We start from the raw sequence: 21,172 nt of genomic DNA, 5'->3' as shown, positions 1-21,172 counted from the left end.
CCACGCGACTCAACTCAGTGAGTTTGCCAGCGCTAAAGGCGTCATCGCCAACAGCGGATGGGTTTTCATCAGCGCAAATGACCAATCCACAAAGCTTCTTACCCGAACCGATAAATGCTTGCCGGTGGGGTAGATAATATGAATTGGTCGTGGAGCAAAGTGCCACTCGGGTAACACCGGCTGCAAGAGCCCACTCTTCACATAGCTTTCCACCGCGAAGGGGGCTCCGGAGCAGATACCCGCCCCGGTAAGGCAAGCACTCATGGCCACATCGGGATCTTCGATCAGCAGGCTGCTGTTGCCTACTACCGCAATGCTCTGGCTTGCCGATTGCAGATGCCAGGTAAGCTGCTTACCGCGCTGAATGCCAAAACCCCCAACCCATCGATGATGCTGAAGATCTTCAGGCTGCCTGATAGCTCGCGTTGAGCGGAGAAAATGAGGAGAAGCATAAAGGCCCATCTGCACATCGCAAACGTGCCTGGCCACCAGCGTCGAATCTTCCAGATTACCGCCGCGGATCGCGCAATCAATGCCTTCCTCAAACAAATTACTGATGCGATCGCTGCTGGCAAGCCGCACCACGATCTCTGGAAAACGTGCCTGAAAGTCATGCAACTGAGGTGCGAGGATCCAACGCGCAATCGAGGCCAAAGCCTCTATACGGATCTTGCCGCTCGGCGTTGTCACCCCGCCGCTGAGCCCCCCTTCCAACTCATCAATTTCCGCGAGAATATGCTGGCAGCGCTCAAAATAGGCGCTGCCATCCTCCGTCAGGCTCAACGCCCGGGTCGTTCGATGCAACAGGCGCACGCTCAGGACGCGCTCAAGATCGCTAATACGCTGGGAGATCCGCGCTTTGGGAAGCCCCATGGCGATAGCCGCGCGGGTGAAACTTCCGGTTTCAACCACTTTGACAAAAGTGGCCATGGCTGCAAGTTTGTCCATTTGTTCACAAATATTGAACAGAGTTAGCTTTTATAGTCTATTTATTAATTTTTGCTGTCAAATATCATGACGATCGCGATCTCAGCCCAGCTTGGAGTCTTCATCATGATGCAATGCGATCCCACTACCGGTAGTTGTCTTCTGCCTGACGAGCCCACTGATACACAACGGCAACCCACTACGCCCAGCGATGTAGTCATTCGCTACGTCGGCGATCCGATGTGCTCCTGGTGCTGGGGCATTTCACCCGTGGTGAAGAAACTGGCGGAGTATTGCGATCAGCATGGCCTGAATTTTGTGATGACCATGGGTGGCTTGCGCGCTGGCGGCGGCGATCCTTGGAACTCGGCATTCCAAGCCTTCTTAAGGGATGAGTGGGATCACATCCAGAAAACAACCGGCCAACCTTTTGGTTTCAGCCTGCTGGAAGCAGAGCAATTCAACTACGATACCGAACCAGCCTGCCGGGCAGTAGTCACGGCTTGTCTGCTGTTGGCTGAGCGAGGTTTACCTCCCTCGGCAGCGTTGCCGTTTCTCGCAGCAACCCAGTACAAATTCTATGTAGATGGGCAGGATCCTAAAACCGTGGCGTTTTATCGTGACATCTGTGACCAGGTTGGCCTGCCATTTGAAGAATTCAGCCAAACCTTTACGTCACAACAGGCCAGAGAGGCGGTTAGCCAAGACTTTGCGCTGTGCCGCCAATGGGGCGTTCGCTCCTTCCCCACCCTGTTGCTGGAACGCCATGGGGAAATATCCCTGCTCTCTACGGGTTACGTGGACACCGAGACATTGCTTAACCGTCTCAACGCACATTTACCCCAGGTTGAAGAGCGCGCCACGAAATAACCCTGTTTCTATACAACCCCCGTCACGAAAAGGATCACGACATGAGTGTCATTTTACAGATTGATTTTAGTTTCCCTGCAGACCAGCTTGGCGCTGCCCTGTCCAAAAATGCGCAATCGCTGGCCGACAGCATCAATCAAGAGCCGGGTTTCATCTCCAAGATTTGGACTGAGAATGAGCTTACCGGTGAGGCGGGTGGAATATACTTTTTCGAAAACCGAGCGTTTGCCGAAAAATATGCCGAACGCCACATCAAAAGGGCTGAGGCGATGGGGGCCAAAAATATTCATCTGAAAATATTCGACATCAACCTTCCCCTGACCAAGATCAACCATGGCCAATATGAGTGATTATTGTCCTAAAAATTGTAGCACAAGGTGCCCCGTCAAAGGGAAGCCAATTTATTCGATAAAATTAATTTAATCATGGCGTTAACGGAGTAACTGTATGTGAGCGCCCGCGACTTAACAAGTCGGTCAATTGATTTTTCACAAACAATTCACACGAAAACGACAGCTTGAAGCGAAAAAAATCATTTGTTTTCCCTATTATTAGTCTTTCTCTGGCCAACTCTAAATACCAACACCAAACCCAATAGGATTGCGGCCATACCTAGCAAACTGAGTGCCGGTAATACGTTGCCTAAGAACAGATAATCCATGACAGCCGTAACAACAGGAACCAAATAGAAAAGGCTGGTCACGTTGACCATATTTCCACTGCGGATCAGTCGATACAACAAAAACTGTGCTCCAACGGAGATAACCAAACCCAGCCATAACAGTGGCAATAGGAACCCCACTCCCCAGTCGACCTCAAAGGGTTTAAATGGCACAAAGCAAAGGCAGAAAACCAAGCTGACAAGATACTGAAGAGGCATCACTTCCTGGGGTGACTGCTGCACTGTTTTTTGTAATAGCGCCCCTGTCGTCATGCTGACTAGTGCCAACAGGGCAAAAGCCAATCCTAGGACCGACATCCTAGCAAAGCTTAGCCCTTCAAATACCACCAGAGTCAAGCCACACAGAGCCAATACCAAACCGCCTAGACGAGCTAACGAGAAACTCCGCTCGGTAAGCACCAATGTAAGGATGGGTTGTGCGCCAAGGATAGTGGCAAGTACACCAGGGGTGACCCCATGCTCGAGAGCCAGAAAGTAGCAAATCGAATAACCGCCGATAAGCAACACTCCTGTCAGTGCTACTTTCCCACGAGTGCCCGACTTCGGCAGCAATCCTCCGCTAAAGCTGGCGATGACGACGAGCAGTGACAGCGCGAGAATAAAGCGCAAGGTAAGGATGGCGAACGCTGAGCTGTGGTCAAGCCCCCAGCGTGAGAAAATTGCTCCGCTGCCCCAAAGCAGAACAAAAAGCATGGTTGTGCCGTACGAGGCCCAGGCATTCTTGGTTAGCATCATATAATCTGCCTATATTGTTGTCTTTTCAGGTCCACCAGACAACCTCCCCCGTAGGTAATTGCCCCATAAAACAAGTAATCAACAGGCGTTGCCGTGCAGAAATACCGCTACCACCAAGTACAGCATGAACGAGATTACCATTTAGCAGTACGAGGTCACCTGCTTCCAAATCAATAGTTAGATGAGCATGTTCTTGCAAAAGCTCTACTGGATAAGGAAAACCACTATATTCAAGTCCTAGCTTTATTCGGGAATCATTATCTGGGGCGATATTCCAAACTTTGAGTTGGCCACCTTCACTTGGCATATCTGCGTAGAAGTTCATAGCCATTACGTGCTCAACCCCCTGAATCTCAAAGCCATGTTGTGAAGGATCGCTCAATTGGGCCAAATCGTCATGCGGTAGCAGCAAATAATCTCCAGTATTGTTCCAGTAAACAGCCTTAGCATCCCCCGCAGGTCGTCCATCGTGGATTGCTGCTCGAACATTCGTAGATTCCTTACGGAATCCCTCCCTCACTCGAGCAAGCGGATCCACACTGCCCTCGTAAATCGCATCTACCGGTTTCTTAAAGAAAGCGACTTGATCCAGATACTCTTGAGTCGTCTTTTCAATATGTGATGCGCCGACAAAGTATCCCTCAATCCCACCCTCACCTTCTCCATACCGTGGCGTGCGCGCTTTAGAACACCAAAAATTCTTTACTATCTGCGTCCTCTCTTCCACAGATAGAAACTGGCGCACTCGATACGCAGCCAACTGTCCGGATAGCACCTGATTAGCCCAAGTGAGATCCAAACGCTCAACAGATCCCTGAACCATGAAATTGCTATCAAATAGCCTTTCCCCCGTAATTGTCTCTCTGTTCAAAGACATGATGACCTCCTTAATCGCCTTGGCGAAGATGACCCGTGTTCACCTTCTTGTGCAGCATCGTCCGCTGTCGATGCAAGAAACCCAAAATTGCAGGAACCGGGCTGATGACACGCTGATGCTCTGAGAGTTGCTTAGCATATTTCTGACGCGTTAAGGGTAAATATAGCCAGTGCGCTGTTGGCACAAGGTGATGCTCCTGATGATAACCATCGTTGAACGCGATAAAATTGTAAAACCGACCGTAATGACTTACCGAGTTGGCAAATGGGTCATCGGGATTTGCACCAAAATGTTCGTAGTAGTTCTGGATATTAACCAGCGCGAAAGACAGATAGAGTGCAGGAAAATAGCACAAGAGCACCCAATCCCATGCCACGCATAACAATAGGAATAGCGCTAAGCACTGCACCAATCGGTCCCAGCGTAATTGCGCTATCTCACGCGATCTTGCTGATGGCGAGCGCGAATAGAAGAGGTCCATCTCAACGACACCCGCATGACTCCTCCAAAAGCAAACTGATTTGACCATTGCAACTAAACTGCTGAAAAAAGTGTAGAACGCTCCCCGAAATGCGTAATGTATTAGGCCCACGTGTTCACCGTTTACGCTATCGACGAACGTAGAAGAAGTATCTTGAGGCGGATGCCCGTTTTTACCACGATCATTATTGTATCGATGATGATTCCGTACATGCGTCAAATGGTAAGCTTGGACGGATTGCCCAATATTTATGGAGTTAAACATAGATACTGCGGCATTTAATTTTGATGAAACAAACCAAGGGGTATGCGTAAAAAAATGTGAAATAATGATAATGTTATAAGTCGTCATAACCACAAGCAGCAGTACGTTAAAACCCCAAGCACTCCAAGAAAAAAAAGACCATCGCGAGGCTAACCAGAACGTTAGCACCAATTGTGCCAGAATCAGGATAAACATAAGAATATCCCATCGAGAATATTTCCACAGTTTCATCGCTGGCCCTCCTACTATAGATAGGATTGGAGGTTGCCACGCCGGCGAACATCCAATGTTGCGCAATGAAAAGAACCACCGAAACTATTAAAACACCTGAAATTACATGGGATAGGCTTAAATCCCCAAGACTTCATTTTTCTAATCATCGGTTCATCCTGTGCTTCAACAATCACACGGTGCTCATCCAGCATAAGGATATTAATATTTATCCACTTACTGGTCATATATAGCGGATGCGAGTCTGGAACTATTGGATCTGGTGCCAGTAACATATCCCAGTTTTTGAAGATGGAGGGTTTCTCTCGTACGCGCTCAGGATTTACCAGCAGCTTGCCTGGTGCCAGTGGAACCAGAGTTGCATCAATGTGCATCGGATGCTTGTCATCAAACTCCAAAACATGGACCCGATATTCGCTACCAAGATGGCGTCTTAACCATTCAATGCCGAATGCATTAGTCACATTGCTCTTTTGGGCTATGATATCTCGGCCACAGCGAGCAAAATCCGCCGCGTCAAACGTAGGTTCGAACTCAGTGACCACTAGCGGTATTGTGCCAAACGAGGCATTTTTTTCCCAATCAGGATCAAACTGCTCATCCGTCAACTGCGGTTTCGGCCCGGCACTCCATCGAGCGCCGCTATTAAAGTACTCTTTGAGCAATGGTTTATATGCGGAAACCTCGAAGTAACGGGAGCGCCATGCAAGAGGACATTCGATAATATCGTTGCCTATCACCAACAATACGTCTCGAGGCATTGCACAATATAACCCGCTGCTAGACCAACCCGGTGCACCAAAAATCAATGTCTGATCTTGGGGAACTGGACGACGAACTGTGACGCCTTCTCCTGTAAGAATACTGACAAATTCCTCGAGTTCCTCACGGGCCTTATCGATAAGATTCACGGGAAATGAGCGACCGGCCATGCGCTGAAACAGTGAATGTTGTGCAGCGGGCAATACGGGCTCAAGAGCAACATGCCAAGGTGGGAAGCACGCACCATCCACAGCACCGACAATAACCTCTTCCAATGGATCCCATTCGGTATACGAACTCACAGCGCAATATTGAGATAATAACGCAGATTGATTATCTTGAGGTTTAGAAACTGTATTCATATGTTCCTCCTTGATTTTATAATCACATCCCTTAGGATGCCTCCTGTGCCAGATGTATAGATATTTTATCTAAAAAAATTACATTTATTCAGACTATAAATTACTCTACTACACTAACTACAACACCGATTAAATGATGTTATCATGGACTAAGGACGCAGATAAGGCACTCATTATCATTAATTAAATTATTGCCACATCAATAACATACAATAAATCACAATGCATCTTAAACGTATCGAATTTTTAGTCTCAAATATGAAACACCTTAGACTTTAGCAATACCACATATGAATTTCATCAAATTAAATAATGAATCACCTAAACACGAATCAAGACTAACGTCAGAATTAACAGCAATAAGCAACGAGTAAAGTTCGACGATATATTGAGAGAAATAGAAAATGACGCAAGCTCTTTTGTAATGTCAACTTACAGGAGGTTTTTCGTGGCTTCCATGATACAGGTCACAACACTCACACAAACTCCTACATTTTTATAACATCTATACGAGTGCAGATTTGTCACTTAAACGCGCTTTGGCCTTATTGCCTGCCCCATTATTTCACCAGCATAGTGTGCCTACAGACCTTCTGCGATTTCCTGCTACGTTAAATCTTTCAGCGGGCGGGCTTTGCCTGAGGCGTTCTTTTCACCATAGTGTCCATGGCAGGAGGCGCAGCTATTTTTATAGATCACACCAGGAGTCTGGACCAATTCCGGGACGGAGCCTGGCAAGCGCGCTATTAATAGTGTTCCGTGTTACTCGCTTACCAGTTAATTACTCTACCGTTTTAATGCTTGGTTATTGCCGAAATGGGCTGCTGGCTACCCTTACTTCGCTGCAGGCTTCAGCAATCCGTTGTTACTGGTAGAGCTACGAGGTTTTATCCAGGTGTGACTGAAAGTTATCGCTCAGCTGTGGATAGTTTGTGGCAGCCAGAGCGACAGAGCTGAGAAAATATTATCCGTCACAGAAAAACAGGATCCGACTTATAGTACACATTGACATGATAGCAATACTTTTAATAGGCGTAATTCTTATTATTACTTTCGCATCAAGGACATAGGCTAATCAAGGTCAAACTATGGAGGTAAGACATGACGAAACGGGCGTAGCATGATGCTACACCCATTTAACCGCATATAGCGCTAGCGTTTTGCGGCTGCGAGGTACTTCGCCATCTCTTCCTCAGGCACCATACCGCCACCGGTTACCCACACCAAATGCGTGGCATTAGCGATCCGTTGGGCGTCGATCTGGTGGCTGTCCAGATAATGTGGGTCGGCGCAGACTCGAGCCGGCCCCGCCATACCAGCCAACGCAGAAGGCTCCAACTGAATGCCCTCTTCAGCGGCGAGCAAGCCAAGCAGGTCGTACATCTCCTGATCGCTCAGGGTGTAGAAACCATCCAGCAAGCGTTCCATGGCACGCCCGACAAACCCGGAAGCCCGGCCGACGGCCAAACCATCCGCCGCCGTGACGTTATCAATCCCCAGGTCCTGCACCGCAATGTGATCATGCAACCCTGTGTGGATCCCCAGCAGCATGCAAGGTGAGTGCGTCGGCTCGGCAAAGATGCAGTGCACATGGTCGCCAAACGCCAGCTTCAGGCCAAACGCCACTCCGCCAGGCCCGCCGCCTACGCCACAGGGCAAATAGACAAATAACGGATGGTCCTGATCAACCTGGATGTTCATCTGCGCAAACTGCTTTTTCAGGCGACCACCGGCCACCGCATAGCCGAGGAACAGGGTTTGCGAGTTCTCATCATCGATAAAGAAACAGTGCGGGTCAGACTCCGCCTGCTTACGCCCTTGAGCCACCGCCACGCCATAATCCTGCTCGTACTCCACCACGTTAACGCCGTGCTCACGCAGTTTGCGCTTCTTCCAGGCGCGAGCGTCAGCAGACATATGCACGCTGACGCTGAACCCCAGCTTGGCGCTCATGATGCCAATCGACATCCCCAGGTTACCGGTTGAGCCCACTGCGATGCTGTACTGGCTGAAGAACTGGCGGAACTTGCCGCTAAACAGGATGCTGTAATCATCGTCAACAGACAGCATGCCCGCCTCGATAGCCAACTTTTCCGCATGAGTCAGCACTTCATAGATGCCGCCGCGGGCCTTGATAGAGCCAGAAATCGGCAAATGGCTGTCCTTTTTCAGCCACATTTTACCCGCGATGGCCTGCTCATAACGCTGCTCCAGCGCCCCCTGCATCGCCGGGATCGCCACCACCTCAGACTCGATAATGCCGTTCGTTTGCTGCGTTTCGGGGAAGGCCAGGCACAGATACGGAGCAAAGCGTTGCAACCGCGCTTCGGCTTCGGCCACATCGTTTTGCGTCAGCCCGACATACGGTAACCCTTCAGCCAGCGTAGTCGTATTGGGGTTGAACCAGGTCACCGCTTCCAAATCCATCAGCCGTTGCACCAAAGGAAATTTCACTACCAGGTTTTCAATGTCTAACGTATTCATAAATAGTCTCTTTTGGTCTAGATGATATAAGAAAGCAGGAATGTGGTTCCCAGCGCAATCAGAGAAGCAATAAAGGTGGCCGAGGTATAATACTTAAACATCTCGCTGAGCGTCGCGCCGCAGTATTGTTTAACCAGCCAGAACAGCGAGTCGGTGACAATGGTGCAACCGATGGCACCAGAGCCGATAGCCAACGCGATGATCTCCGGGCTGACGCCAGGGTAATGCGGCAGCACGGGGGCAACAATGGCCGTCGCTCCCATCATGGCCACGGTGGCCGACCCTACCGCCGCATGCAGGCAGATAGCCACCAGCCAGGCCAGCAAGATCGGATGCATGTCCATATTCGACAGGATCACGGCCAGCGTATCTGCCAGCCCACTGGCTTTTAATATGCCGTTGAATGCACCACCAGCGCCGATAATCAGCAAGATGTTGGCGATGGAAGAAAAGCCGTTTTCCGTTTTGGTCAGCAAGGTGCCCATGCCCATATTGCGGCGAATACCCAGCACGTAGTAGGCCACGAAGGCGGCGATAAACATGGCGGTGATCGGGTTGCCGATAAACTCCAGGAAGGTATACAGCGCGCTGTCTTTGGCCATATAGAGTTCCGCTGCGGTTTTCACCAACATCAGAATGATCGGCAATAGCACGGTAAACAGTGTGGCACCCAACGAAGGCAAGTCCTGCTCGTTACGCACCTGCACGGAGGAAAACTCGGCGGGTACCGGCTTGAACGGCAGGCGCTTACCGACCAGCTTGAGGAACAACGGCCCACCAATCAGCGAAGCGGCCAGCCCGACAATCAAACCATACACAATCACCGAGCCCACATCGGCACCCAACTTGTTGGTGACAAACAGCGCCGCCGGATGTGGAGGAACCACACAGTGCACGGCCATCAATGCGGTACACAGCGGGATCGCCAACTTCAGCAAAGAGGTATTGGTTTTTTTGGCAATCGAGAACGCCAGCGGGATCAGTAACACCACGCCCACTTCAACAAACAGCGTAATGCCGCAGACCAGCCCCACCAGCACCATGATCACGTCAGCCGACAGCCAACGGCACTTTTGCAAGGTGATGCCAATGCGTTCTGCCGCCCCGGACACTTCCATCATGTTGCCCAGAATGGTGCCTAAACCAATCACCGCCGCCAGGAAGCCCAAGGTCCCGCCGATGCCGCCTTCAATGGCATTGACCATTTCCAGCGGGTTCATGCCCATCAGGGCTCCCACATAAAAACTGGCCAGCAGCAGCGCCAGGAACGGGTGGATCTTGAATTTTACGATAGTGAGAATAATGATAATGATGCTGCTTAATAACGTAGCGACTACCCAGATCTGCGAGTCCATGTTCAGCGTCCTTCCAGGATAAATTTCACTCCTATTGGAAACTAACGCCCCAGCGCTGACAAACGATCAAAACGCCTCTTCACATGAGCCAGATTCAATCAATCAGGTGATTTCGGTCAACATTTGGCACTATTTCTGTCTTTGACTCACATTGCTTCATCTTTAAGTCTCCGGCTTCGATATAATCTGGTTTATTTCACAGGCGATAACCATGTACGACGAAAAGCACCAGCTCGCCCGCAACAGGCACCTGAATGGCTATCAGCTAGCCAAGCTGCATACCTTTGAGATTGCCGCGCGGCAAGGCTCGTTCGTGCTGGCCGCCGAAGAGTTGGCGATCACCCCCAGCGCCGTCAGCCATCGGATCAACAACCTGGAAGCCGAGTTGGGTTTCAAGCTATTCCAGCGCTTTCACCGCCGGATCGAACTGACCCCCGAGGGCGAGCGGTTATTCTGGGTGTTGAAATCGTCACTCAGCTATCTCAATCAGGAAATACTGGAGATTAAAAGCCAGGAGCTGTCTGGTACCCTGACCATCTACTCACGCCCGTCGATTGCCCAATGCTGGCTGGTGCCCAAGCTGGCGGACTTCGATCGCCAATATCCGGCCATCAGCCTGAATATTCTCACCGGCAACGAGATGGTGAACTTCCACGGTGCGGGGATCGATCTGGCGATCTATTTTGATGACAAAACGCCGGAGAAACTCGATTGCCAGCATTTGATGGATGAGTCGATCGTGCCCGTATGCAGCCCGGAATACGCCGAACGCCATGAGCTATTCGGCAACCCTGCCAACCTGCGGCGCTGCACGTTATTGCACGATCGTCAGGCATGGAGTTACGACTCGGACATCGGGGAGTGGAATACCTGGGCCAAACACTTTGATCTGGAATTTGCCGAAGGGCAGCGCGGTATGGGGTTTGATCGTTCGGATCTGGCAGTGATCGCGGCCATGAACCACGTGGGAATTGCCATGGGCCGCAAGAAGTTGGTGAGTAAGCGCCTGGAGAATAACGAACTTATCGCGCCCTTCCCCGGCATGGAAATGCAATGCGCACAGCGCTACTACATTTCCACGCTCTCGGATCGGCAATGGCCTAAAATCAACGCCTTTATCCAGTGGTTAAAGGCCATGGCCGACGAGTCTTAATTAGCCGCCTGCTGGCGCGCCCATGCCAGCGTCTGCGCTGCCAGTTTATCGCTGGCCAGGCCAAAGGCCTGCACGACGTTGTCCATCGAGGTACCGTGGATCGGCTCGCGCACCGTAAAACTTTGGCTGGCCATCACTCGGCGATCGGATGTGCGAACCAGGCGAGCATCAAAGCGGATCACCACTTCGCCCCGATCTCCGTTATAGACCCCCTGGAAGGAGGACAAATCGCCGCCTAGCTCAAGATCTGCCTGCAAATTGTCATCGTCGCTGCTCACCGAGCGGAAATGGCCGTTAGTGCGGAACTCCTGGATCAGGCGATTACGCAACAACAGCGGGGCCGGATCGCTCCAGCGTGAACCGCTAAAAGAGGTGATCTCCGCGCCCTGAGGCTGCACAGCAATACGCGTACCGTTCAAAAACTGGCTGGTATTGGGCTGCACGATACGTACCGAGCGTTCAGACGCCTGGCCCCCGGCCACGGCCACTGGCTGGGCAGGCAGCAAATACACCTGCTGTATCGGGCTTTCCGGCAAAATAGTGCAGGCGGCCAGCGGCATCACGGCTACCAGCACCAACAACCGTAGCGTCTGGCGAAGTTTTAGCTTAATCATTTAGGGGTAAACTCCTTGGTACGTTCGCGGCCCCTGAGCAAGGCGGACGGGTTCTCTTCCAGGCGGCTCATGGCACCGCGTAAGGTCAATAAGGTTCTGCGTAATTCATCTACCGCCGGGCCAAGATCGTTGAATCCCTGAATGCCACTATTCAGTGACTGCTGATTTTCGCCAATCAGCTTGTTGAGTAGCGCGGTGGTTTTCTCAAGCGATGCCATGGTATTCGCCGCATTGGCGACCAGTTGCTTGCCCTGCCCGTCCAACAGCACGTTAGCATTGCGCACCAACCGATTGGTTTGTGCCAGCGTATCGTTGCTTTGCTTGGTCACCAGCGCCAGCTGCTGCAAGATGGTGCGGATATCTTCACGTTGCCCGGCTACGGTAGAGGTAATCTGTTCCAGATTATCCAGCGTATTCACCAAACGCTGCTGATTGTCCGGCGTCATTAGCTGATTCAAACGCACCAACACCTGGTTGACATTGCTCATCACATCTTCGCCATTGGCGAGCAACTGAGTCAACGGCGATGGCGTGGCGATAATCACCGGGATTGCCCCATCCTCTCCTGTCAGCATCGGGCTGGTTTCGCTCCCACCGCTGAGCTGGATATTGGACGTACCGGTAATGCCAGCTATTGCCAGGCGAGCCTGGGTATCCTCACGGATCGGTGCAGAGGCCGTGACCCGAATGCGCGCCCAGACTTTGGTCGGCACGTTGGGATCCAAGCGCAGCATCGTCACTTCCCCCACGCGGATCCCACTGTAATTGACCGTGCTGCCCTGTGACAGGCCACTGACGGCTTCATTAAACACGATATCGTACTGCTTGAACTGGCGATCGGTGCCGGACTTGGTCAGCCACAGGCTGAACAGCAGCACGGCGGTGAAAATAATCAGCGTAAATAAACCAATCAAGACATGATGCGCACGGGTTTCCATTTGTTATTGCCTCTCTGGGATATTCGTTACGGCCTGCTGTGCCGCCCGCCCACGCGGGCCGTGGAAATATTCTTGGATCCAGGCATCGTCAGTAGCGGCTACCACCTCCAGCGTATCCACCACCAGCACCTTCTTCTGCGAAAGTACCGCAACCCGGTCACAGATTGTATAAAGCGTATCGAGATCGTGGGTGACCAGAAACACCGTTAACCCCAAGGCGTCGCGCAGCGTGCGGATCAGGCTGTCAAAGGCTGCTGCGCCGATGGGATCGAGCCCGGCCGTTGGCTCATCCAGAAATACGATTTCCGGATCCAACGCCAGCGATCGGGCCAACGCGGCACGCTTGACCATGCCGCCAGAAAGCGAGGCCGGATACTTGTTGCCAGCACTGGCAGGCAGCCCGGCCAGCGCCAACTTCACCTGTGCCAGTTGCTCGGCATCTCGGCGCGGTAAGCCTGCGTATTCAATCAGCGGCAGCGCCACGTTTTCCGTCACCGTCAGCGAACTGAACAATGCCCCTCTCTGAAACAGCACCCCAAACCGCCTTTCCAGCACAGAGCGTCGCGTACCGGAGAGCGCCATCAGATCCTCACCAAATACGTGGATCTGGCCAGCGGTTGGGCGACGCAGACCAACGATGCTGCGCAACAGAACGGATTTGCCGGTACCCGAACCGCCGACCACGCCCAGGATTTCTCCTCGGCGCACGTCCAGATCAAGGTCCACATGCACGCATTGGGTGCCAAAACAGTTTCGCAAGTTACGGATGCGGATAATGGCTTCCGGGGTCGTCTGGCTCACACGCCCATCTCCATGAAGAACAGTGCGGCGACCGCATCCAGCAGGATCACCACAAAGATTGAATGCACGACGCTGGCGGTGGTATGTGCCCCTACCGACTCGGCGCTACCGCTGACTTTAAACCCTTCCAGACAGCCGATAATGGCGATCAGGAATGCAAATACCGGCGCCTTGCTCATCCCCACCAGGAAGTTCTGAAAACCGCCACTGCTCTGCGTGATGGTTAAAAACATGGTCGGTGAGATATCCAGCGTCAGGGCGCAGACGACCATGCCGCCAAAGATGCCGCTAATCATGCCGATGAAGGTCAGCATCGGCAACGCCAGGAGCAGCGCCAATACACGCGGCAGCACCAGCAGTTCAACCGGGTTCAACCCCATCGCCTGAATAGCATCTATTTCCTCGTTGGCCTTCATCAGCCCGAGCTCTGCGGTAAAGGCGCTGGCGGTACGGCCCGCCATCAAGATGGCCGTCAGCAGCACTGCAAACTCTCGCAGGAAGGAAAACACCACCAGTTGCACGGTAAAAATGCTGGCACCGAAGGTAGACAGGACGGTTGATCCCAAGAAAGCGATGACAGCGCCCACCAGGAAGGTCAGCAGCATAATGATCGGCACCGCGTTCAGGCCGATTTGCTGGAGATTGGCCACCAGCGAGGTGATCCGCCAGCGCGTAGGGCGCAGCAGATTGGCAAACAGGGTTTGCAACGTCAGGCCGATAAACCCCAGCAGGGCTACCAGGTTGTGCCAGAAATTTTCCATCGACCGGCCGACGTTGGCCAGTAGTTCGATTGCCAGACCGGGCGGCTTTTCTGCCGGTGGTGGCGTAAATCCTTGCAAAGCACGGCCAACGGTTTCCAGCAGCACGCGGCGTTCCACTGGGAGCGTAGGGGCTAACTGTTTGAGATCGGATATCCGTTGGTCACCCAGCAGATTGACCAGCAAGGTGGCACCTGCCGTATCCAGGCTGCCCAGTTGGCTGAGATCGAACACCACATCGGCCGGCAAGCGGGCTTGCAATTGCCCAACGGCGGGTTCCAACAGGCGGTAATGTGCCAACACCCAATCCCCAGATGCCAAGATACGGGGAGGATGGAGCGTCTCGTCCAGGTTGAGAAAGGTGCTGAGTTGCGGTTCTGCCATCGATGACAGCCTCTGCTGGCGAAGAAATTTATCCCCGTCGTCCTTCAAGCGACAACGTGAAAGCGATTGGGCAAAGTCTATTTATAACATTAGCGTAGCGGCTTTAAGCAGATTTGCTATAGCACGGTAACATATCGTTATTCTTTAAGGTCGTTCAGGGCGCGGTGCCCCTGAAAAGACGCAGGGCCGGGAGATCCCCCAGCCCTGCTTGACGCGAATTACTTCACTTCGCCCATTGCTTTCAGCTTTTTGGACAGCTCGCGGCGTTCTTTCGACAGATCGGCATTTTTGATGATGTAATCATCAACGCGATCTTCATAGTCACCGCGCATGTTGGCGATGATGCCCTGAATGTCTTCAATGCTCATGCCCGGTTTGATGTACTCGCTCAGGTTGTCGAGCAGCAGCACACGCTTCTGGTTGTCACGAATTTTCTTTTCGTTGTCGACAATTTCACGCTGTAGCTTGTTTTTACGGCGGAACATACGCACAAACTCCAGAACGTCCTGGAAACTCGGCTTATTTGCATTATCCATCTTTATACCCTTGCTTTAGTAATACACAGATTCTATTTGCTTACGGCCACAATGATACCAAGATACAGGGTTGTGGCCGTCAGACACAACTGTCATTGCCTTATCTTACCCACTTTAGCGCATTGACCCTATCCTGATGCGCCTGCTTCATGATCTGATCCACTATTCCTGAGTATTGGCCGTACAGACCTTGAGCAGATCGCCCAACTCTTCCAACTGCTGTGCCAGTTCCATACTCAGCCAGACATAGCCATAGATAGGGGCTTCGCTGAGTTGAGCGGCACTGGCCTCTTGCATTAATGTCTTCAGCTCTGCGGAAATATCGCTCAGTTCTCCAGCAACGACCTGCGCATGCAGGGGCTCGCCATCTCGCATAATATTCGCCAGCGATTCGATAGCACGCTGCGTCAACAACTGTGAACTACGCAAGGTTTTGGCATTGAGCATAATAAAATGGGTTTCACGCGAAGCCCAGTAAGCATCGGCTAACAGCTCCAACGTGCAAACCAGATTGCGGCTCAGGGTCTGTACCGCTTCAAAGACCGGTTTGGCGATATGGGTCTCTTTGCTGGCGGGGGCGATCAGTGCGCGTAGCTTCACCACATCGCCCAGCAAGTTTTTGAGCCGAGGCTCCAACCGGGGCCGCTCAATCATGTTGGGTGAAAGGTAAGCGCCGTAGATCTTCCCTACCGTCTCCAAGCAATCCGCCATTTTCATTCGCCACAACACATAAGCTCGCTGCGGGTAGATGCTGGTAAACAGCAGCGCCAGCAACGAACCAAAAATCACGTCGCCACTGCGCCACAGTGCAATAGAGATATCGCCAGCCCCGGCACCGATGACCACCGCCAGCGTAATGCCCACCAGCAAGGCCATATAGGGCCGTTTGCCCAGCGTCAGATAACCACAGGCAAACATCACTACCCCACACCAGGCCAGCATCACCGGCAGCGAATACAGCTCCAGGTATAGCGCAATCAGGCCAGAGGCGGCGCCAAACACCGTACCGGCAATACGTTCCAGCGCCCGTTGCAGCACATTACCCCAAAAAGAGATCGGCCCCATCACAACGATCAGCGTGATCAACGGCCAAGTACCTTCCGGCACCGCCAGCAGACGGATCAGCAGGAAGGTCAGGATAAAGGCCAACCCGATCCGTATCCCGTGGACGATGCGGTAATTACGGTAGATCAGATGTTCAAAAGAAGAGATTTTTCTATCCAGACGCACGCTTGTCCCCACCAACCCTGCTGTAAAACCCTTATTTTAGTGGAACAATGCGGCTGACGTACAACACAAGCTGTTGAAAGATGTTTCCTGGCTAGGAGAGGTTTAAGTTTACGCTAAAGATTTTAGCGGCAAAGGATTTACCTTTTTGCTAAAGAGTGAGACCATCGGCGCATGGAAACCAAAGAAATCAGGCGCAACAACCTGCGCGATCTGATGGCACGTTTCGCCCGGCAAGGCACCAACCAGAATGAGTTTGCCATCCTGGTGGGATCTTCTGCGCCAACGCTGAGCCAGATCACCGGTGAAAAATCCTCCCGCAACCTGGGCGACAACCTCGCCAGACGCATTGAGGCCAAACTCGGCTTGCCCAAAGGCTGGTTCGATGTATTCCATGAGAAGGCGCTGGAACAGCCGTTTGCCAACGTGGCGGCCGAATCGGATTTCCAACCGGCACGGCTCAAACCCGTGGTATGGGAAGATACCGAGCAGGACAAGGAAGAGTTTGTGGAGATCCCATTGCTGGATATCGATTTCTCCGCCGGTGACGGCTGCTACGAAATTGTCGATAGCGAAGAGTTCTCGCTGATCTTCCGCCGCTACTATCTGCACAAGATGGGGGTGCCGGTGAACGCGGCACGCATTATCCGCATCTCAGGTTCCAGCATGGAACCCCGATTGCAGGATGGCGATGTGGTGGGTATCAATACCGTCGATACCCGCATCCGCGAAGGGAAAACCTATGCGATCCGCCACGGCAATCTGTTACGGGTCAAGATCCTGATTGAGCAGCCCGACGGTGGCGTGGTCATTCGCTCTTTGAATCGGGAAGAGTACCAGGATGAACGGCTCAGCTATCCACAGCGCAAAGAGCAACTGGTGGTGCTGGGCCGGGTATTCTGGTCATCCTCCTCCTGGTAAGATCCTGAAAGCGGGCGCAGCATGCGGCGCCCCTGCGTCACGCCCCCCCAGCCGCTATTTAAAATCAACCGCCATTTGCTGCGGTATCGACAACCCGCGGGTTGATTGCACGCAGCGGCCAATATAATCGGTAAAGCGTGGCGGCTTAGGCATGCCTAACTTGAGGATTTTTTCGTTGCTAAAGCGCACGTTCAGCATCGCAAAGGAGCCGTACAGGCGCATCGCTTTCAACATCAGGCGCTCATTGCACGGCCCGAAGATATCCTTCAACTGTTTGCGCATTTGCAGCAGGGCTTCGTAGCTGACCTGCGCATAGCGATCGCCCACCGGTGGCTCCTCTAGTGCGGCGGCGATGGCATAATCGATATCCGCAAAACTGACGCTGCTCTCCTCCCCCGCTGAGATATGGTAAACATCGTTATCCAAGCTATCTCGGTTGAGCAGCATCACTAACGCATCGGCGCAATAGTCCACCGGGATCACATCAATACTATCTTGCAGCGAACACATAAACTTACGCAGCATCAACGCCATACTGAACACCCAGAAAATACTGCTGGAGGGTTTGCAACCCAACTGCGTATGCCCCACCACGATCGAGGGCCGGGCGATCACCAGCGGCAGTTGCGGGCAGGTTTGCCGCATCAGTTGCTCGATGGTCGATTTGGAGCGGGTATATTCCACCAAGTGTTCGGCAGTTTCTTCAAACTCGGCGCTTTCTGCCACCAACGAACCCACCTGAGGTGCGCAAGACATTGCCGTGCCCACATGCAGAAAACGTTTTAATCCAACCACCTGAGCCATTCGCTGCGCAAATGCCAGCGTGCCTTCAACGTTAACCTTCCAAATAAGTGGGTTATTACCAAATGACGCCACCGCGGCACAGTTAACAACATGAGTTACCTTGTTAATACGGGCGTCAGACAAAAAATATTCAGGCTCGCTTAAGTCACCCAGTAAAATATTCTTTACCGTCAGCTTACTCAGAATGTTTTTATCTATATTGAACTTTTCCATATTAGTGAAAATACGGTTTAAGCCCTGTTCTTCGGTTTCCGCACGCACTAATAATAGATAGTTAACCTTTTGATTTTCTGTCAGTAACTTTTCAAGCACCGCACCACCAAGAAAGCCAGTCGCCCCAGTCAACAGTAACGTTTTCATCTTACACACCTACATTTGCATTGAATGAAGTGGAGTGTATGCCTATATTTATAAACCAGAAGTAAATAGAAATTAACTGATTACGTAACGACTTCCACTAATATTGCCTTAATGAATATCCTGAAACACTCACAGGCAATTAGTAACAGCTCAGCGCATCTTTTATTCCGTTTGTTTAATTAACATTTATGTTGTCTCTGATTTAATTAACGAGATTAATCCCATGCACTTTTTAGGAGCTATCATGAGCTACAACCAAAAGGTCTGGCTGACTGTATTAACCGTTTGCACGCTATTCTGGCTGGCTCTGATTAGCGGTCTGTATACCTATGCAAAATCTCTGGATCATCAGCACGATCATGGCCAGCAAGAACAAGCGATGAGCATCAAGCCAGTAAAGCACCATCCCACTCTGGCACAGGCGCTGTGAAGGTTCTGCCCAGAATGAGGTAGCGACAAATTCTCTTTAGCCTCATATTATGCGCTATCGAATAGGGAGAAAGACATGCCACGACCACTGGATGGCCTACCCCAGCAAGAACGTGAAAAGATCCAAACCGATTTGCTGGCACTAAGAGTTATTTATAGCGAACGCTACGGCTGCGCCGCCGAGTGGGAAAGCGCCGAAACGCACGTCCCCACACATCTACGCGGCTACTTTCAGCAACGGCTGAACTTCTATCGCACTGCGCAGCACCACTCAATTTAACGTTAAGCATTAACCAATACTTGGCATCGGTGATCGCGCCGTTACAATAGGGCTATTCCCTACGCCAACAAGAGATGCGACTTTGAGCAGCAAGGCACCGGCCACATTCTACATCCACGACTACGAAACCTTCGGCAAAAGCCCGTCAATGGACCGCCCGGCGCAGTTTGCCGGAGTGCGTACCGATATGGATTTCAACATTATCGAAGAACCGCAGGTGTTTTACTGTGCGCCAGCCGATGACTACCTGCCCGACCCCGAGGCGGTGATGATCACCGGCATCACGCCTCAGTTGGCGCTGGCAAAAGGCGTTAACGAGGCCGAGTTTGCCCGCCGTATTCATGAAGCGTTCAGCGTCCCTGGCACCTGTATTCTGGGTTACAACAATATCCGCTTTGACGATGAAGTCAGCCGCAACATCTTTTACCGCAGCTTCTACGACCCTTACGCCTATAGCTGGCAAAACGGCAATTCGCGCTGGGATCTGCTAGACGTGATGCGTGCCTGCTACGCCCTACGCCCGGAAGGCATCATCTGGCCAGAAAATGAAGATGGCTTCCCCAGCTTCCGTCTGGAACATCTGACGCGTGCCAACGGCGTTGAACACGAGCACGCTCACGATGCAATGTCCGATGTCCATGCCACCATTGCCATGGCCAAGCTGGTCAAACAGGCGCAGCCAAGGTTATTTGACTACCTGTTGCAGCACCGAAACAAACACAAGCTCAATGCGCTGATCGACGTCGCGGAAATGACGCCATTAATGCACGTTTCCGGCATGTTTGGCGCGGCACGGGGTAACACCAGTTGGGTTTCACCACTGGCCTGGCACCCAGACAATAAAAATGCGGTGATTATGTGCGATCTGGCAGGGGATATTACCCCGCTGCTGGAGCTGAATGCCGATGAGCTGCGCGAACGCCTCTACACCCGCCGCGATCAATTGGCAGCCGATCAGGCCCCGGTGCCGATCAAGCTGGTGCATATCAATAAATGCCCGGTGCTGGCTCCGGCCAAGACGTTGCTGCCAGAAAATGCAGACAGGCTAGGCATCGATCGTCAGGCGTGTCTGGAGAATCTGAAGGTGCTGCGCCAGCACCCGGAGATCCGTGAAAAAGTGGTAGCCATATTTGCCGAAGCCGCTCCTTTCACCCCTAATGATGATGTAGATGCCAAACTGTACGACGGTTTCTTCAGCGATGCCGACAAAGCGGCGATGAGGATCATTCAGCAAACCAAACCGCAGAATCTACCCGCGCTGGATTTGACCTTCAGCGATGGCCGGATGAAAGAGCTGCTGTTCCGCTTCCGTGCCCGTAACTACCCCAATACGCTGGACGACGCAGAGCAGCGCCGTTGGTTGCAGCACCGCCAGGAGGTGCTCAGTGCCGAGCGGGTGCAAAGTTATATCTTGCAGCTGGAATCGCTGTACAACCTGCACGAAGGGGATAAAGAGAAGATGGCGTTGCTGAAGGCGCTGTTTGACTATGGTAAACAGTTGGTGGGGTAGCCCTCACCCTAACCCTCTCCCAAAGGGAGAGGGGACTGAACGTGCTACATACTTAACTACAGTATTCGTCCTCTACATCAGCCCGTTTCAGATCAATTCTGAGGTACGCCACTCATCCTCTGCATCAACCTGGTTACAGATTAACTTCCGCACCTGACCACAACGCCATACCAGCTCCCTCTCCCAAAGGGAGAGGGGACTGAACGTGCTACGTACTTAACTACAGTATTCGTCCTCTACATCAGCCCGTTTCAGATCAATTCTGAGGTGCGCCACTCATCCTCTGCATCAACCTGGTTACAGATTAACTTCCGCACCTGACCACAACGCCATACCAGCTCCCTCTCCCTGTGGGAGAGGGTTGGGGTGAGGGGAGCCGCAAGTACCTCAACACACCTTCTCACTGAGTGGCATTACATTTCTTCAA

Annotated in this window: 21 protein-coding genes; 7 read left to right on the top strand and 14 right to left on the bottom strand. The window is 52.1% G+C overall.

What is annotated here, in order from left to right:
• Positions 1-9: 9 nt before the first annotated feature.
• Positions 10-948 carry a LysR family transcriptional regulator gene (locus tag AC6HVW_RS03615; RefSeq protein WP_071680991.1) on the bottom strand — a complete coding sequence of 313 codons (939 nt, stop codon included), beginning with the start codon at positions 946-948 and terminating at the stop codon, positions 10-12.
• A 105-nt stretch (positions 949-1,053) separates the two neighbouring features.
• Between AC6HVW_RS03615 and AC6HVW_RS03610 the strand changes: the two genes are divergently transcribed.
• Both AC6HVW_RS03610 and AC6HVW_RS03605 read left to right on the top strand, forming a co-directional pair.
• The gene (locus tag AC6HVW_RS03610) at positions 1,054-1,797 is read left to right on the top strand and encodes a DsbA family protein (protein ID WP_071680992.1); all 744 of its coding nucleotides are present in this window, start codon (positions 1,054-1,056) and stop codon (positions 1,795-1,797) included.
• 41 nt (positions 1,798-1,838) lie between these two features.
• Positions 1,839-2,147 carry a monooxygenase gene (locus AC6HVW_RS03605; protein ID WP_071680993.1) on the top strand — a complete coding sequence of 103 codons (309 nt, stop codon included), beginning with the start codon at positions 1,839-1,841 and terminating at the stop codon, positions 2,145-2,147.
• Between the two features lie 182 nt (positions 2,148-2,329).
• On the opposite strand, the gene AC6HVW_RS03600 is transcribed toward AC6HVW_RS03605, so the two are convergent.
• The 6 genes from AC6HVW_RS03600 to dsdX form a co-directional block, all read right to left on the bottom strand.
• The gene (locus AC6HVW_RS03600; RefSeq protein WP_071681131.1) at positions 2,330-3,211 is read right to left on the bottom strand and encodes a DMT family transporter; all 882 of its coding nucleotides are present in this window, start codon (positions 3,209-3,211) and stop codon (positions 2,330-2,332) included.
• A gap of 28 nt (positions 3,212-3,239) precedes the next feature.
• Positions 3,240-4,091, bottom strand: a complete 852-nt coding sequence (locus AC6HVW_RS03595) for a 2OG-Fe(II)-dependent halogenase WelO5 family protein (protein ID WP_071680994.1) — start codon at positions 4,089-4,091, stop codon at positions 3,240-3,242.
• Positions 4,092-4,101: 10 nt separating this feature from the next.
• Positions 4,102-5,067, bottom strand: a complete 966-nt coding sequence (locus AC6HVW_RS03590) for a fatty acid desaturase family protein (protein ID WP_071680995.1) — start codon at positions 5,065-5,067, stop codon at positions 4,102-4,104.
• 14 nt (positions 5,068-5,081) lie between these two features.
• Complete coding sequence (locus AC6HVW_RS03585; protein WP_071680996.1) at positions 5,082-6,191, bottom strand: amidinotransferase; 1,110 nt, start codon at positions 6,189-6,191, stop codon at positions 5,082-5,084.
• Positions 6,192-7,343: 1,152 nt separating this feature from the next.
• The gene (gene dsdA, locus AC6HVW_RS03580; protein ID WP_071680997.1) at positions 7,344-8,675 is read right to left on the bottom strand and encodes a D-serine ammonia-lyase; all 1,332 of its coding nucleotides are present in this window, start codon (positions 8,673-8,675) and stop codon (positions 7,344-7,346) included.
• 17 nt (positions 8,676-8,692) lie between these two features.
• The gene (gene dsdX / locus AC6HVW_RS03575; protein WP_024485917.1) at positions 8,693-10,030 is read right to left on the bottom strand and encodes a D-serine transporter DsdX; all 1,338 of its coding nucleotides are present in this window, start codon (positions 10,028-10,030) and stop codon (positions 8,693-8,695) included.
• A gap of 211 nt (positions 10,031-10,241) precedes the next feature.
• Here dsdX and dsdC point away from each other — a divergent pair, with 211 nt between their 5' ends.
• A complete protein-coding gene (gene dsdC, locus AC6HVW_RS03570) occupies positions 10,242-11,183 on the top strand; it encodes a DNA-binding transcriptional regulator DsdC (RefSeq protein ID WP_065683238.1) in 942 nt (313 codons plus the stop codon).
• Here the strand turns inward: dsdC and AC6HVW_RS03565 are convergent.
• The 6 genes from AC6HVW_RS03565 to AC6HVW_RS03540 form a co-directional block, all read right to left on the bottom strand.
• Complete coding sequence (locus AC6HVW_RS03565) at positions 11,180-11,797, bottom strand: ABC-type transport auxiliary lipoprotein family protein (protein ID WP_071680998.1); 618 nt, start codon at positions 11,795-11,797, stop codon at positions 11,180-11,182. The genes dsdC and AC6HVW_RS03565 overlap by 4 nt on opposite strands.
• Positions 11,794-12,735 carry an MlaD family protein gene (locus AC6HVW_RS03560; protein ID WP_065683236.1) on the bottom strand — a complete coding sequence of 314 codons (942 nt, stop codon included), beginning with the start codon at positions 12,733-12,735 and terminating at the stop codon, positions 11,794-11,796. The genes AC6HVW_RS03565 and AC6HVW_RS03560 overlap by 4 nt, the downstream gene beginning before the upstream one ends.
• A 3-nt stretch (positions 12,736-12,738) precedes the next feature.
• On the bottom strand, positions 12,739-13,536 hold the full coding sequence (locus AC6HVW_RS03555; RefSeq protein WP_071680999.1) for an ABC transporter ATP-binding protein: 798 nt from the start codon (positions 13,534-13,536) through the stop codon (positions 12,739-12,741).
• Entirely contained in the window at positions 13,533-14,678 is a 1,146-nt protein-coding gene (locus AC6HVW_RS03550) for an MlaE family ABC transporter permease (protein ID WP_071681000.1), read from the bottom strand. Before AC6HVW_RS03550 ends, AC6HVW_RS03555 begins: the two co-directional genes overlap by 4 nt.
• Positions 14,679-14,896: 218 nt before the next feature.
• The gene (tmaR, locus tag AC6HVW_RS03545; protein ID WP_021805836.1) at positions 14,897-15,214 is read right to left on the bottom strand and encodes a PTS system regulator TmaR; all 318 of its coding nucleotides are present in this window, start codon (positions 15,212-15,214) and stop codon (positions 14,897-14,899) included.
• A 162-nt stretch (positions 15,215-15,376) separates the two neighbouring features.
• The gene (locus tag AC6HVW_RS03540) at positions 15,377-16,444 is read right to left on the bottom strand and encodes an FUSC family protein (RefSeq protein WP_071681001.1); all 1,068 of its coding nucleotides are present in this window, start codon (positions 16,442-16,444) and stop codon (positions 15,377-15,379) included.
• Positions 16,445-16,615: 171 nt separating this feature from the next.
• Between AC6HVW_RS03540 and AC6HVW_RS03535 the strand changes: the two genes are divergently transcribed.
• On the top strand, positions 16,616-17,362 hold the full coding sequence (locus tag AC6HVW_RS03535; RefSeq protein ID WP_065683232.1) for a S24 family peptidase: 747 nt from the start codon (positions 16,616-16,618) through the stop codon (positions 17,360-17,362).
• A gap of 54 nt (positions 17,363-17,416) precedes the next feature.
• Here the strand turns inward: AC6HVW_RS03535 and AC6HVW_RS03530 are convergent, their stop codons facing one another.
• Positions 17,417-18,526 (bottom strand): SDR family oxidoreductase, encoded by a 1,110-nt coding sequence (locus tag AC6HVW_RS03530; protein ID WP_065683231.1) that lies wholly within the window; start codon positions 18,524-18,526, stop codon positions 17,417-17,419.
• Positions 18,527-18,770: 244 nt separating this feature from the next.
• On the opposite strand from AC6HVW_RS03530, the gene AC6HVW_RS03525 reads away from it, so the two are divergent.
• The 3 genes from AC6HVW_RS03525 to sbcB all read left to right on the top strand — a co-directional run bounded on the left by AC6HVW_RS03525 (position 18,771) and on the right by sbcB (position 20,745).
• Entirely contained in the window at positions 18,771-18,956 is a 186-nt protein-coding gene (locus tag AC6HVW_RS03525) for a hypothetical protein (RefSeq protein ID WP_065683230.1), read from the top strand.
• A gap of 75 nt (positions 18,957-19,031) precedes the next feature.
• Positions 19,032-19,235, top strand: a complete 204-nt coding sequence (locus tag AC6HVW_RS03520) for a DNA polymerase III subunit theta (protein WP_065683229.1) — start codon at positions 19,032-19,034, stop codon at positions 19,233-19,235.
• 82 nt (positions 19,236-19,317) lie between these two features.
• Entirely contained in the window at positions 19,318-20,745 is a 1,428-nt protein-coding gene (gene sbcB / locus AC6HVW_RS03515; protein ID WP_071681002.1) for an exodeoxyribonuclease I, read from the top strand.
• The last annotated feature ends 427 nt before the right edge of the window (positions 20,746-21,172 follow it).

The sequence above is a fragment of the Serratia sp. NCCP-200 genome, assembly GCF_059697885.1.
This window is presented reverse-complemented; position numbering and strand designations above follow the sequence as displayed.